This window comes from Janthinobacterium sp. C22 (genome assembly GCF_057919405.1).
In genome coordinates this window covers 2323440-2336871 of sequence record NZ_CP193659.1, presented here as the reverse complement: position 1 = coordinate 2336871, position 13432 = coordinate 2323440, and the positions used below count along the sequence as shown (strand labels likewise).

At 65.4% G+C, this 13432-nt stretch carries 12 protein-coding genes; 3 read left to right on the top strand and 9 right to left on the bottom strand.

All coding sequences use genetic code 11. The annotated features are described in order from the left end of the window. Positions 1-2: 2 nt before the first annotated feature. The 7 genes from ACRHIG_RS10785 to ACRHIG_RS10755 all read right to left on the bottom strand — a co-directional run bounded on the left by ACRHIG_RS10785 (position 3) and on the right by ACRHIG_RS10755 (position 9406). Positions 3-1682, bottom strand: coding sequence for a RecQ family ATP-dependent DNA helicase (locus ACRHIG_RS10785; RefSeq protein ID WP_489630163.1), 1680 nt, complete (start codon positions 1680-1682; stop codon positions 3-5). Positions 1683-1788: 106 nt separating this feature from the next. Continuing rightward, positions 1789-2187, bottom strand: a complete 399-nt coding sequence (locus ACRHIG_RS10780; RefSeq protein WP_489630162.1) for an MAPEG family protein — start codon at positions 2185-2187, stop codon at positions 1789-1791. A gap of 48 nt (positions 2188-2235) precedes the next feature. Continuing rightward, on the bottom strand, positions 2236-5634 hold the full coding sequence (locus ACRHIG_RS10775) for a hybrid sensor histidine kinase/response regulator (RefSeq protein WP_489630161.1): 3399 nt from the start codon (positions 5632-5634) through the stop codon (positions 2236-2238). Then, on the bottom strand, positions 5631-6755 hold the full coding sequence (locus tag ACRHIG_RS10770) for a hybrid sensor histidine kinase/response regulator (RefSeq protein WP_489630160.1): 1125 nt from the start codon (positions 6753-6755) through the stop codon (positions 5631-5633). Before ACRHIG_RS10770 ends, ACRHIG_RS10775 begins: the two co-directional genes overlap by 4 nt. 105 nt (positions 6756-6860) lie before the next feature. Continuing rightward, positions 6861-7469 carry a chemotaxis protein CheB gene (locus ACRHIG_RS10765; RefSeq protein WP_489630789.1) on the bottom strand — a complete coding sequence of 203 codons (609 nt, stop codon included), beginning with the start codon at positions 7467-7469 and terminating at the stop codon, positions 6861-6863. 1 nt (position 7470) lies between these two features. Further along, positions 7471-8295: a CheR family methyltransferase gene (locus tag ACRHIG_RS10760; RefSeq protein ID WP_475415603.1), complete on the bottom strand. Its 825-nt coding sequence runs from the start codon at positions 8293-8295 to the stop codon at positions 7471-7473. A 124-nt stretch (positions 8296-8419) separates the two neighbouring features. Beyond that, positions 8420-9406, bottom strand: a complete 987-nt coding sequence (locus ACRHIG_RS10755) for an aldo/keto reductase (protein WP_489630159.1) — start codon at positions 9404-9406, stop codon at positions 8420-8422. Positions 9407-9495: 89 nt separating this feature from the next. On the opposite strand from ACRHIG_RS10755, the gene ACRHIG_RS10750 reads away from it, so the two are divergent. Together ACRHIG_RS10750 and ACRHIG_RS10745 are read left to right on the top strand one after the other, a co-directional pair. Then, positions 9496-10386 (top strand): LysR family transcriptional regulator, encoded by an 891-nt coding sequence (locus ACRHIG_RS10750; protein ID WP_489630158.1) that lies wholly within the window; start codon positions 9496-9498, stop codon positions 10384-10386. A gap of 67 nt (positions 10387-10453) precedes the next feature. Beyond that, positions 10454-10963 carry a GAF domain-containing protein gene (locus ACRHIG_RS10745; protein ID WP_475415606.1) on the top strand — a complete coding sequence of 170 codons (510 nt, stop codon included), beginning with the start codon at positions 10454-10456 and terminating at the stop codon, positions 10961-10963. Here ACRHIG_RS10745 and ACRHIG_RS10740 read toward each other — a convergent pair whose 3' ends face one another. Continuing rightward, a complete protein-coding gene (locus tag ACRHIG_RS10740; protein ID WP_475415607.1) occupies positions 10964-11551 on the bottom strand; it encodes an O-methyltransferase in 588 nt (195 codons plus the stop codon). A 38-nt stretch (positions 11552-11589) separates the two neighbouring features. Beyond that, positions 11590-12480: a DMT family transporter gene (locus tag ACRHIG_RS10735; protein WP_489630157.1), complete on the bottom strand. Its 891-nt coding sequence runs from the start codon at positions 12478-12480 to the stop codon at positions 11590-11592. Between the two features lie 107 nt (positions 12481-12587). On the opposite strand from ACRHIG_RS10735, the gene ACRHIG_RS10730 reads away from it, so the two are divergent. Next, positions 12588-13367 (top strand): AraC family transcriptional regulator, encoded by a 780-nt coding sequence (locus ACRHIG_RS10730; RefSeq protein ID WP_475415609.1) that lies wholly within the window; start codon positions 12588-12590, stop codon positions 13365-13367. Positions 13368-13432: the final 65 nt, after the last annotated feature.

Sequence of the window (13432 nt, the reverse complement as noted above, 5' to 3'; positions counted from 1 at the left end):
GTTCACGCCGGAGCGACAAACTCGGCCATGAAGGTGCGCGTGGTGTTTTCCGGAAAGGCGATCGTGACCTGGTCGCCCGCCACCGACAGCACGGTGCCGATCTGGTAACGGGGCACGCGCACGCGGCTGCCGACGGCGATCTGCGGCGCCGGCGGCTCGGCGGGTGCTGGCGGAAGCTCGTCCAGGGAAATGGGCATGGCCAGCGCGGGCGGCGACTGGCAATTGTCGCAGGTGCAGCAACGCTCGAAATCGCCGGCGTCGCCAAAGTAATCGAGCAGCAGTTTCCAGCGGCACAAGCCGCTTTGCGCATACGCCACCATCTGCTCGAGCGCCTGCTTGTCGCGCTCCTGCTTGTCGACATAGATCTGCGCCAGCTGCGCATACGCGGGCGAGCTGGCCGAGGGCGCTTTCAGACCGTAGCCCAGCTTGCGGTCCTGGCGCAGCAGCTTGCCATCCTTGAGCAGTTTCAGGCACACCTTCAGGTGGCCGTCGAAAAACTCGGGCAGGCTGGACGCCAGCGCAGCGAAAGTAAACGTGGCCGGTAACTCTTGCGCGGCGACGACGATGGCAGCCAGTTCTTCCGCCGTCGGGTAATGCTTCGCCAGGAAAAACTGCTGCACCCGCTTGTCTTCCTGGAAGTACAGCAAGGTGCAGTCGGCGGGCAAGCCGTCGCGCCCCGCCCGGCCCGATTCCTGGTAATACGCTTCCAGGTTGGCCGGCACCTGCAGGTGGATGACGAAGCGCGTGTCGGGCTTGTCGATGCCCATGCCAAACGCGTTGGTGGCCACCATGATGCGGCGCTCGCCGCCCATGAACAAGTCCTGGTTGTGCTTGCGCTCGCGCGCCGCCAGCTTGCCGTGGTAGCAGGTGACGCTCTCGCCCAATTCCTCCAGCCGCGCCGCCAGGTCTTCGACGGCCTTGACGGTGGCCGCGTACACGATGCCCACGCCCGGCGTTTCGCGCAGCAGGCGCAGGACTGCATCCTGTTTTTCTCCCGCATTCGTGACCTGGATCACGCGGTAGCGCAAATTGGCGCGGTAGATGCCGGTATTGATGACGTTCAGCTTGCGCGCTTCCAGTTGCGTGTCGATATCGGCCACCACTTCCCCGGTGGCCGTGGCCGTCAAGGCCAGCACGGGCGGGCGGCCCAACGCGCGCAGGGCGGCCGCGATTTCCAGGTAGGCGGGACGGAAGTCGTGGCCCCACTGGGAAATGCAATGGGCTTCATCGATGACGACCAGGCTGGGCGGCGCGCTGGCCAGCAGAGACAGGAAGGCGGCATTGGCGAGGCGTTCCGGCGTGCAAAAGATGATGATCCTGCCGCCCTCGGCGATGCGGGCGATGGCGGCGTCCTCGTCGGCGCGCGACAGGCTGCTGTTGAGCTGTACGGCCGTGATACCCAGTGCGTGCAGCTTTTCCAGCTGGTCTTTCATCAGCGAAATCAGCGGCGACACCACCAGGGTGGCGCCGGGCAACAGCGCGGCGGGCAGCTGGTAGCACAGCGACTTGCCGCTGCCGGTGGGCATGATGGCCAGGGTGTCGCGTCCGGCCAGCACGCTGTCGATGACGTCCTGCTGGCCCGCGCGCAGCCGCGCCACGCCAAATACGGCGCGCAGCAGGCGCTGGATCTTGCGCTGGCGGGCGCGGCCCGTATCTTTCACTGCAGAGGTAGTAATCGCCATCGTCGTCCGGTCCCTGACATGCCGGCGCCAATCGCCAGCTTGCCGCCACTTTACGGCCGGGCCTGGCGCACCGCCATAGGACGGGCACCACAGCTGGCGTAGGAATTCAGGAAGCGAACAGGATGGCCCAGAACAGCATCAGCAGCCCGGCAATCGACACGCACCACACGAGCGTGCGCACGACGGGCACGCCGAACGCGTACAGGGGCAGATACAGCACCCGGGCGGCCAGGTACAGGGCCGCGCCATAGAGCGTGAGCGCGCTTTCCTGCGCCGTCACGTGGGCGATCAGCACGGCGGCGGCAAACAGGGGCAGAGTTTCGAACAGGTTCGTCTGGGCACGCTGCAAACGGCCCGTGATCTTGCCCACGGGCGGCCCGTCGCCGTCGCGCGCGCTCACGTTATAGGCCGTGCCCGTTTCGCGCGTGCGGAACAGTGCGGGCAGCAGGATTTGCACCAGCGCCAGCACCAGGGTACAGGCCAGCATCGTCAGTTCAGGGGTCATGCCTTACCTCTGCAGGTGAGACGGGCTGGCCGAAGCGGCGCGCGCCCGTCAGGGTTGGTCGAGTGCCGCTTGCAACTCCATCAAATCATAGGGCTTGCGCAGGACGCTGGCGGAAAAGCCCAGCTCATCCATCGATTCCTTGCCATAGCCGGTGGAAAAGATGATGCGCATGCCCGGTTTATCGCGCAGCACCATGCGCGCCAGCGCGATGCCGGACATGCCGGGCAGGCTGACATCCGTAAACAGGATATCGAAGTCTTGCTCGTTGAGCAATTTCCACGCCGCCTCGCCATCGGACACGCCGCTGACCGTATGGCCCAGCATGCCCACCAGTTCGCACACCATCAGCTGCGAATCGAGGTTGTCTTCCACCACGAGTATCTTCATCGATGTCGGCATGTCCCCCTGCGGTTCCGGCGCATGGCCCGTCAAGTCCAGCCCCGGCGTGCCGCCTCCCCGCACGCCGGCCGCCAGGCTGCCTGTCGCCAGTGTGCCGGCCACGGGCGCGCCGGACCGTTCAAACTGGCGCGCACGCATTTGCTGCTGGCGGTTGGCCAGCACATGGCGCAGCTTGCGCGCCAGCTCTTCGCGCCGGTATGGCTTGCTGAGCAATTCCACGCCCGCGTCGAGACGCCCTTCGTGCACGATGACATCCTGCGCGTAGCCCGACGTAAACAAGACGGCGATATCGGGCTGCAACTCGCGCGCCTGGCGCGCCATCTCCGTGCTGCTGACGGGACCGGGCATGATCACGTCCGTAAATAGCAAGTCGATCTGCGCGCCGCTGTGCAGCACGGCCAGCGCGCTTTCGCCATCCTCGGCCTTGAGCACCGTATAGCCCAGCGCGCCCAGCATATCGACGACGGTGGTGCGCACGCCCACATCGTCTTCCACCACCAGCACGGTTTCCGTGCCGCCCGTGACGACGCCGCTCAATTCCAGTTCCTCGTCCGCTTCGGCCATCAAGGAACGGGGCAAATAGATTTTGACTCCCGTGCCCACGCCAGGTTCACTGTAAATGCGGATATGGCCGCGGCTTTGCGTGACGAAGCCATACGCCATCGACAAGCCCAGGCCCGTGCCCGCGCCTTCCGGCTTGGTGGTGAAGAACGGCTCGAACGCGCGCTGCAGCACGGCGCCGCTCATGCCGCGGCCCGTGTCCGTCACCGACAGCATCACGTACTGGCCCGCCGGCACGTCGACCAGGTTGTGCACATACTGTTCGTCGAGCACGACGTTGCCCAGCTCGATCGTCAGCTTGCCCACGCCATCCATGGCGTCGCGCGCATTGATGGCCAGGTTGAGGATGACGTTCTCGATCTGGCTGCGGTCGACCAGGGTATTCCACAGCCCGCCGCCACCCACCAGCACGATGTCGATCGCTTCGCCCAGCGCGCGCCGCAGCAGCGCATCCATGTTGCGCACCACGCGGGCCAGGTCGGCCACCACGGGTTTCAACGGTTGACGCCGCGCAAACGCCAGCAGGTGCGACGACAGCTTGGCGCCCCGCTCGACGGCGGCAATCGCCGTGTCCAGGCGCTGGCGCATGAGGCCATCCGTGCCCGCCAGGTGCTGCAGCAAATGCAAATTGCCGGAAATGATTTGCAGCACGTTATTGAAATCGTGCGCGATGCCGCCCGTCAGCTGGCCCACGGCTTCCATCTTTTGCGCCTGGCGCAAGGCATCTTCGGCCTTGGTGCGCTCGCTCACTTCCTGTTCGACCCGGTGCTCGAGCGTTTCGTTCAATTCATGCAGCGCTTTTTCCACGCGGCGCCGGTCCGTGATGTCCGTCTTGACGGCGATCAGGGAACGCGTCTGTCCCTGCTCATCGACCAGGCGGCTGACATTGCTCGACACCCACACTTGCGAGCCGTCGGGCTTCAGGTAGCGCTTTTCCAGCGAGAACGATTCGCCCGTTTCCACCAGGCGCCGGAACAGCACGTTGTTGCCTGGCACGTCGGCCGGATGCATGATGTCGTTCATGTTCAGGCTCAGCAGCTCTTCGGCGGAACGCCCCAGCATGCAGCACAGGGCGCCGTTGACCCGCTGGAAACGGCCATCGAGGCCCAGTTCCGACAAGCCCACGGAGGCCTGGCCGAAAATGGCCGCCATGCGCTCCTGGCTGGCATTGAGTTCATCCTCGATCTGGCGCCGCTCCGTCACGTCGAACGACACGCCCACGTAGCGGCGCTGGCCCGGCACGCGGCCGGCCACCACCTCGCCCTGGCGCGCGATCCAGCGCAGCGCGCCATCGGCGGGGCGGCGGATGCGGTACTCGACGTATTCGAGGGGATTGGGCGCCACGTCAAGCTTGCTGGGGCCGACCTTTTGCTGGTCGCGCGCATCGACCAGGCTCACCAGCAGGCGCTCCGTCACTTCTTCTTCGTCGGCAATGCCCCACAGGCGGCGGAAGGTGGGCGACACCACCATCGCGCCCGTCTCGGGGAACCATTCGAAGGTGCCGATGCCGCCCGCCTGCTGGGCCAGGCGCAAGCGCTCCTCGCCTTCCATGCGCTCGGTCACGTCAATGCCTTCGACGAGGATGCCCGTCACCGCGCCCTCGTCATCCTTGATGGGCTGATAGACGAAATCGATCTGGCGCTGGCCCGTCTGCCCGTCCGCCGTCTGCAAGTCAACCTTCACCTGGCGCCCTTCGAAGGGCACGCCCGTGCGGTAGACCTGGTCGAGCAAGTCGATGAAACCTTGCGCCTTGACTTCAGGCAAGGCCTCTTCGACGGTCTTGCCCAGCAGATCGCGGTGCCCCACCAGGCGCAGATAATGCTCGTTCGCCAACTCGAACACGTGCCGCGGCCCGCGCAGCAGGGCCATGAAGCTCGGCGCCTGCTGGAACAGGGCGCGCAGCAGCGCCCGCTCCTCGCCCAGGCGGCGGTTGGCCGCGCGCACGGCCTCGCTCTCCAGCTGCAAGGTGGTGTTGAGTTCGCCCAGCTCGGCCGTGGCCAGCTTCAGCTGGCGCCCCTCTTCCATGCGCGCCGTCAATTCCAGCGCCGTGCACAGCACGCCGTCCACCTGGCCGTCGGCGCCATGCACGGGCGTGTAAAACAGATCGAAACAGACGTCCGTGCGCTGTCCGCCGCGCAACAGCGGCAAACAGCATTCGCGGTGCACCTGCGTCTCGCCGCGCAATCCCGCTTCGAGGATGCGCGCGTTCCAGTCCCAGATTTCGGGCCAGATGGCCGGCACCGTGCCGCCCAGCGCCGCCGGATGGCGCGCCCCGGCGATCTGGATGTAGTCGTCGTTGTAAATCATGACGTGCTGCGGCCCCCACATCAGCACCATCGCCATCGGCGAATTGAGCACGATGTCGACGCTGGTGCGCAGATGGGCGGGCCAGCCATCAAGGGCGCCCAGGCTGGTGGCGGACCAGTCGAACTGGCGCACCAGTTCGCCCATGCTGCCGCCGCCGCGCGGCAAGGCCGGCGCGCTCATGTGGTCAGTCCCGCTTGCACGCACACCTGGCATTGGCGCGGGATGCGCACCGTCGCCAGCGTACCCTGCGCGGCCGTCGAACTGATCTCGACCGTGCCGCCGTGGGCCTTGACGAACATGTTCACCGTGTACAGGCCCAGCCCCAGGCCCTGCCCCGTCCTGCGCTTCTCGCCCGCCTGCTGGAACGGTTCGAACAGGGTCGGCAGCAAGGTGGCGGGGATGACGCCACGATTAGCGACGCGCAACTCAATGCTGTCGGCGGCGCGCCCGTCGAGGGCCAGCTGCACCGGTGTGCCCGCCTCGCCATGCGTGATGGCATTGTTCAACAGATTCGAGATGACTTGCGACAGCAAGCCCGCATCGCATTGTCCGTGCAGCTCGCCCACGCTGCTGACCTCGACCAGCGGCGCCTGGCCGGCCGTCTCGAACTCCTCGACGATGGCGCGCGCCAGCGCCAGGTAATCGTGCGTGCTGCTGCGCAATTCCATCGTGCCGGAACGGATGCGCGCCAGGTCCAGCAGCTGGTCGACCATGCGCGCCATGCGCTTGGCGCTGCTTTCGATGCGCTGCGCCGTGACGATCACCTTCGGGTGGTCGCTCATCATCGGCAACAGCATGGCGCCGTTCATGACCACCGACAAGGGCGTGCGCAAGTCGTGGCCCAGCACGGCCGTGAACAGTTCGTTCAAATGCAGCGCATGCTTGAGCTCGTCGAGCTGGGCCGACAATTCGCGTTTTTGCTGGTACAGCTGGACCAGCACGGCCACCTTGCTTTGCAAGGCTTTCACGTCGATGGGCTTGTACAGGAAATCGACGGCGCCCGCCTCGTAGCCGCGGAAACTGTAGCTCGGTTCGCGCGACGCAGCCGTGAGAAAAATCAAGGGAATGCTGCGCGTGCGTTCGCTGCCGCGTATCAGCTCGGCCAGCTCGAAACCATCCATCTGCGGCATTTGCACGTCGATCAGGGCTAGTGCCACTTCATGCGTCAACAGCAATTCCAGCGCTTGCGCGCCCGAGCTGGCTTTCAGGATGACAATGCCGGGCCGTGCCAGCACGGCTTCGGCGGCGACCAGGTTTTGCGCGATGTCGTCAACGACGAGGATATGAATAGGGGCGGTCACGGATCAGTCTTCAGGCATCGTCACGGCAAGTGCCATAATATTTTGATATGGAAATTAATATTGTTTCAGTCTTTGCATATATTACACGCACTGTCATGCCCCCATTCACTTGTCCCCCGTGTCATCCAGCAGGGCCAGGCTGGCGGCCATTTGCGGCAAATCGAGCACGCGGTCGGCGCCGGCGCGCTTGAGCGCGGCGGCCGGCATGATGCCACAACTGGCCCGCTGCGGGTCTTGCACCCAGGCGCTGCCGCCCAGCTGCCGCACGCGCGCCAGGCCCGCCGCGCCATCGGCCGACGCGCCCGTCAGGATGATGGCCAGCATGGCGCGCCGGTAGGCATACGCAGCCGTTTCCAGCAAGACATCGATGGAAGGACGCGAAAAATACACGGGTTCTTCCTGCGACAGGGAAAAACAGCCATCGGGTTCGACTTGCAGGTGGTAATCGGGCGGCGCGAAATACACGGTGCCCGCCTGCAGCGGCTCCTTGTCCTGCGCTTCGCGCAAGGGCAGCTGGCAGCGTTCCGCATACAGCTGCGGCAACTGGCTCGAGCGGCCCGGCGCCAGGTGCAGCACCACCACCACGGTGGCGCGGCAGGTGGCGGGCAAGGCGCGCAGCACGATGCCCAGCGCTTCCACACCGCCGGCCGAAGCGCCGATGGCGATCAGGCGCAGGCCCGCTGGCGGCGGCGCCACGTCGCAGGTCGGCAACATGTCAGGCACGCTGGAAGATCCGTTCGGCCGGGCTCAGCTCGTTGAAGCTGGCTGCGTGGCGGCTGAAATGCAGGCTTTCCTTCATGCCCAGGCCCAGGAAGCCCCGGTTCACCAGCGCTTCATGGAACAGGCCCAGGCTGCGGTCTTGCAAGTCTTTATTGAAGTAAATCATGACGTTACGGCAGGAAACCATATGGACCTCCGAAAACACGCTGTCCGTCGCCAGGCTGTGGTCGGCAAAGACGAACTGGCGCCGCAGGCGCCGGTCAAAGATGGCGCCCTTGTAGGCGGCCGTGTAATAGTCGGACAGCGAGCGCCTGCCGCCCGCCAGCTGGTAATTCTCGCTGAACTGGGCGATGCGCTCGACCGGATAGATGCCCGCTTCGGCGGCGGCCAGCGCCTCGACATTGATGTCGGTCGCATAAATCATGCTGCGCTCGAGCAAGCCTTCCTCGTCCAGCAAGATGGCCAGCGACCAGACCTCTTCGCCGCTGCTGCAGCCGGCCACCCAGATCTTGATCGAGGGATAGGTGTGCAGGATGGGCACGACTTTTTCGCGCAAGGCGCGGAAATACGCGGGATCGCGGAACATCTCGCTCACTTGCACCGTAAAGAATTGCAGCATCTGCGCGAACATGGCCGGCTCGTGCAAGATGCGGTCCTGCAATTGCGACAGGCTGGCGCAGCCGAAACGCTCCATGGCCTGGCGCATGCGCCGGCGCAGGGACGCCACGGAATAATCGCGGAAGTCGTGCTGATAGCGCAGCAGTATTCCCTCAAGCAATAACTTCAGTTCTATATCGAAAATATCGTCATCTAACAACATTCACCTCATCGGATACCTGACCGTTGAACACGGTGCAACCTGCCAGATGCTAGCAGATCGTCGTGGATTATCCCGCAGGAAAAGCGTCAGTTAGGTACGCTGGCGTACGCTAGACCCACTTTTTTCACGCATCCACGCCCTTCATGCCTTCCTCCGTGTAGCGCGCACCCGCCGCCATGCCCAAGGGAAAGGCCGCGTTCATCGCCGCCAGTTCGCTCCCGTCCAGACGCACGGCCAGCGCGCCGAGGTTGTCGTGCAAATACGCGATGCGCTTGGTGCCGGGGATGGGAATGATGTCGTCGCCTTGCGCCAGCAGCCAGGCCAGCGCCAGCTGGGCCGGCGTGCAGCCTTTTGCGCGCGCAATCTCCCTGACCTGCGCGACGATGGCCTGGTTGCGCGCCAGGTTCTCGGCCGTGAAACGGGGATTGAAGTGGCGAAAGTCGCCTGCGTCGAGACTGGCCGCATCGGCAATGGCGCCCGTCAGGAAACCGCGCCCCAGCGGACTGTAGGCAAAGAAACTGGCGCCCACGTCGCGGCAGGCGGCCAGCACGCCCTGCTCCGGCTCGCGCGTCCACAGCGAGTATTCGCTCTGCACGGCCGCCACGGGGCAGAGCGCCGCCGCGCGCCGCAAGGTGGCGGCGCTCACTTCGCACAGGCCCACGGCGCGAATCTTTCCTTCTTGCCGCAATTGCGCCAGCGCTCCCATCGAGTCTGCCAGCGGGGTATCGAGGTTCAGCCGGTGCAGATAGAACAGGTCGATGGTGTCCACGCCCAGGCGCGCCAGCGACGCCTCGCACGCCTGGCGGATGTAGGCGGGGGCATTGTCGACGCGGCGCGCATAGCTGCCCGCCTCGCGCGCCAGGCCGCACTTGGTGGCGACCAGCGCTTGCCCTGGGTGGCGCGCCAGGAAACGTCCCAGCAATTGCTCGTTGTGGCCGAAACCGTAGGCGTCGGCCGTATCGAACAGGGTCACGCCCGCCGCCAGGGCCGCTTCCAGCGTGGCCAGCGATTGCGCCTCGTCCGTGGCGCCATAGAATTCCGACATGCCCATGCAGCCCAGACCCAGTGCCGAACTGTTCAAGCCGCTATGGCCGATGCGTCGTTGTTGCATGCTGCTCTCCTCATGTGTTGACTCGATGCAGCCAGTCTAGGCCGTGCCGGCTGGCGGGGGAATGCGCGATTTCGTGATACCTTTCTGGTATGAGAGCCCTCGATACCCACGCCCTGACCCTGTTTTGCGCCGTCGCCCGCTGCCTGAACTTCCGCCAGGCGGCCGAGCAATTGCACATGACCCAGCCGCCATTGTCGCGCGCCATCAAGACACTGGAAGAAAAACTGGGCGCGCGCCTGTTCGAGCGCGACACGCAGGGCGTCGCCCTGACGCAAGCGGGCCGCACCCTGCTGCCGCAGGCGCTGCACATCCTCGATTTGCTGGAGATGGCGCAAACGTCGCTGCAGCGCGATGCCGTCCCGGCACGCCTGCGCCTGGGCCTGACCAGCTCCGTGGCGGCCGGCCTGTTCCGCCCCCTGCTGGCGGCGCTGGAGGCGCAACTGGGCAATGTCCGCCTGGAACTGACGGCGGCGCCCTCGCCGCGCCTGGTGGCGGCCGTACGCAAGGGCCAGCTCGACGCCGCCTTGCTGGCCTTACCCAGCGCCACGTTCGATCTGGCCGTGCAGCCGCTGGCGCGCCAGCCCATGATGCTGGCCCTGCCCGCCGGGCACCGGCTGGCGAAGAAGCGCAAGCTCAGCCTGTCTGATATCGCGCAGGAATCCGTCTACTGGTTCGAGCGGGCGCGCCAGCCCGCCTTCTTCGACCATTGCCGGCAGGTGTTTCGCCGCCATGGCTTCGCGCCCGTTTTCCTGCGCGAAGCGCCCGACCACCATGTGCTGCTCGGCGACGTGGCGGCCGGCAAGGGCATGGCGCTGCTGGCCGACTCGTTCCGCGCGCTGCGCCTGGCTGGCGTGGCCTACCGGCCATTGGTCGAGGGCGAGGAACTGGCGGCCGGCATCGGCCTGGCCTGGCGGGAGGAACACGGCCATGCGGCCCTGCCCCTGCTGCGCCGGCTGGCGCGGGAACACCTGCACAAGTGAGGGCCGCGCGCGGATGCGCCGGACGCGCTACCATAACGCCTTCCCCATTTTTCGCCCCACCACGACCATGACGTTTACCCTCAGCGACGCCGCCTACGGCACCGACACCCCCGCCGCCAAGCAAGCCATGTATGCGGACCTGCGTTCGCAGCTGCAAGGCCTGCTGTCGGGCGAAACCGACTTCATCGCCAACACGGCCAACTTCAGCTCGCTCGTCTTCCACACCATGCCGGGCCTGAACTGGGCCGGCTTCTACTTTCTGAAGGGCGAGGAACTGGTACTGGGGCCGTTCCAGGGCAAGCCGGCCTGCATCCGCATCAAGAAAGGCCGCGGCGTATGCGGCACCACGGTGGTCGAAGGCAAGTCCATCGTCGTGCAGGACGTGCACGCCTTTCCCGGCCACATCGCCTGCGACGTCAATTCCCGTTCGGAACTGGTGGTGCCCGTGTTTGCGCACGGCCAGATCATCGGCGTGTTCGACCTCGACAGCCCATTGGCCGGCCGCTTCGACGAGGTCGACGCGCAAGGCGTCGAATCGCTGGTGCGCGTGCTGGAAGCGGCTATCGTCGCAGCGTAATCAATTGCCCGACTTGACGGCGATGAATTCGCCCTTGCCGACAGTCGCCAGGCACGTCGTGTAGCGGCTGTCGGCGCGGATGGCGTCGATAAAGCCCGCCATGTCCGCGTAGTGCGAGCTGGCGTTGTCGACCACCAGCACGCCGCCGGCCGCCAGTGCGCGGTCCAGCTGCGGCCACCATTGTTCATACTGCTGGCGCGCGGAATCGAGGAAGATGAAATCGTAGGCGCCGTCCGCCGCATCGCGCAGCACGTCGCCCGCGTCCGCCAGCAGCTGGCCGATCACGCCTTGCAGTTGGGCGCGCACAAAGTTGTCATGCGCCATGTCGAACTTGTCCTGCGCCTTTTCCACCGTCACCACGCTGCCGCCCAGCGCCTGCGCCGCGCGCGCCAGCCACAGGGTCGAGTAACCGTTCGAGGTGCCGATTTCCAGCAGCCGGCGCGCGCCGCGCGCGTGCACGAGCACGGCCAGCAATTCGCCCGTGTCGCGCGTGATATTGAGCATGCGGCTGGCGCGTTCCGTGTGCGCCGCATCGTTGCTGCTGCCGAAGGCTTCGAGTTCGCTCAACAGGGTATCAATGTCCGGCATGATGGCTCCTTGTGAAAAACATCAGCATAGCAAAAAAACTAGGCGCTGGCGCGGCGCAGGGGGCGCTTCAGCGTTTGCACCATCACCACGCCCAGCAGGGTCACGCCGCCGCCGATCACATCGTAGCTGTGCAAGGTTTCACCGAGGAACAGCATGGCGATGATGACGGTAAACACGGGCAGCAGGTTCATCAAGGTGGTGGCGCGGCTGGGCCCCAGCTTGGCCAGGCCATGCATCCACAAAAACGGCGCGATGATGGAGGCGGGGATGCCGGCGAACAGTACCAGCGGCAAGCCGGCGCTGGTGACGGGCGGCGCGGACTGGCTCAGGTAATACACGAACAGCACGGGCACGGCGCACCAGACCTGGATCAACAAGGAATGCCAGTTATTCAGGGGAATCTTCCAGCGCTTGAGCAGCACGCCGTAGCCCGCATACGACAGGCAGGCCAGCAGCATCAGCGCGTCGCCGACGGCCGCGCCATGGGCGAGCAGGGCGGCCGGGTCGCCATGGCTGAGCAAATAGCCGAGTCCCAGCAAGGACACGATGCCGCCGAACACACCGCCCACGGTAGGCGCCTCCTTCAGCACCAGCACGGACAGGCCCACGGCCAGCAGCGGCATCATCGACGCCAAAATGCCCATGTTGGTGGCCGTTGTCGTCTGTGCGGCGATGTAGGCGAGGCACTGGTACATGACCATGCCCAACATACCCAGCACAAACAGTTTCCCCAGATACGGTTTCACCACGGAGCGCTGCTTCCACACGGGGCGGGCAAACACGAACGCCAGCAGCACGCCGGCCAGCAGCCAGCGGTAAAACGAGATGGCAGCCGGATCGATCACGCCCACGGCAAGCTTGCTGACGATGGTATTGATGGCCCAGATCAGCACGGCGATCACGGGAAACAGATAATGCTTGGGGTTCATGCAAAGACTCCACGATTCAATGAGCGCCATTTTCGCATGGTCCGATTCCATGGATATAATGAAAACCGGACAAACGATGCGAAGAACAGGACAAAACAGGACACACCATGGCCAGCAACCAGCATTTCCCCGCCGTTTCCGACGCCCTGCCCTATCCCGTGTACTTTCGCCTCGACGATTATCACGCGCACCAGCAGTTCGATTACCAGAGCCATCCGTGGGGTCAGCTCACGTATTGCTCCACGGGCGTGATGGAAATCATGGTGGCGGGCCAGCGCTATCTGTCGCCGCCCCAGTACGCCGTGTGGATACCGCCCGAGACCTTGCACGACGGCTATATCCGCCAGGATGTCGTGTTTCACTCTGCCTACATCGATGCCAGCCTGTGCGCGCAGCTGCCGGCGCAGCCGTGCGCCCTGGTCCTGAGTCCCTTGCTCAAAGCCATACTCGGCGACTTCGCCGAAAGGGGCGTCACCACGCCCGCCACCGAGGCCGACCAGCGCCTGGCGCAGGTGCTGGTCGACCAGCTGCAGCTGGCGCCGTGCAGCCGCAACTACCTGCCCGGCAGCGACGAACCCGTGATCGCGGCCTTGCTGGCCGCCCTGCAGGCGGAGCCGGGAAGTAACCGCTCACTGGCCGAGTGGGCCGCGCAATTGCATGTTACCGAGCGCACCCTGGCGCGCCGCTGTCAGCGCGAGCTGGGCATGCCGTTCGGCGAATGGCGCCAGCGCCAGCGCTTCCTGGCCGCCCTGCCCCTGCTGGAACAGGGAGAAACCGTGCAGGCGATCGCGCTGGAACTGGGCTACAGCACGGCCTCCGCCTTCATCGCCATGTTCCGCCGCCAGAGCGGCGGCACGCCGGACCAGTTCCGCCGCGGCCTGCGCTGAAAAAGCGGGTCCGCTTTGTCATGGTTTGTCATATGGGGATGCTAAAATTCAAACATCTTTCCAGA

Excerpts from the sequence above, each read along its gene's own strand:
- ACRHIG_RS10735 (WP_489630157.1), bottom strand. The coding sequence starts at position 12,480 with ATGAACCCCAAGCATTATCTGTTTCCCGTGATCGCCGTGCTGATCTGG.
- ACRHIG_RS10745 (WP_475415606.1), top strand. The coding sequence starts at position 10,454 with ATGACGTTTACCCTCAGCGACGCCGCCTACGGCACCGACACCCCCGCC.
- ACRHIG_RS10780 (WP_489630162.1), bottom strand. The coding sequence starts at position 2,187 with ATGACCCCTGAACTGACGATGCTGGCCTGTACCCTGGTGCTGGCGCTG.
- ACRHIG_RS10750 (WP_489630158.1), top strand. The coding sequence starts at position 9,496 with ATGAGAGCCCTCGATACCCACGCCCTGACCCTGTTTTGCGCCGTCGCC.
- ACRHIG_RS10760 (WP_475415603.1), bottom strand. The coding sequence starts at position 8,295 with ATGTTGTTAGATGACGATATTTTCGATATAGAACTGAAGTTATTGCTT.
- ACRHIG_RS10740 (WP_475415607.1), bottom strand. The coding sequence starts at position 11,551 with ATGCCGGACATTGATACCCTGTTGAGCGAACTCGAAGCCTTCGGCAGC.
- ACRHIG_RS10775 (WP_489630161.1), bottom strand. The coding sequence starts at position 5,634 with ATGAGCGCGCCGGCCTTGCCGCGCGGCGGCGGCAGCATGGGCGAACTG.
- ACRHIG_RS10785 (WP_489630163.1), bottom strand. The coding sequence starts at position 1,682 with ATGGCGATTACTACCTCTGCAGTGAAAGATACGGGCCGCGCCCGCCAG.
- ACRHIG_RS10730 (WP_475415609.1), top strand. The coding sequence starts at position 12,588 with ATGGCCAGCAACCAGCATTTCCCCGCCGTTTCCGACGCCCTGCCCTAT.
- ACRHIG_RS10765 (WP_489630789.1), bottom strand. The coding sequence starts at position 7,469 with ATGTTGCCGACCTGCGACGTGGCGCCGCCGCCAGCGGGCCTGCGCCTG.
- ACRHIG_RS10755 (WP_489630159.1), bottom strand. The coding sequence starts at position 9,406 with ATGCAACAACGACGCATCGGCCATAGCGGCTTGAACAGTTCGGCACTG.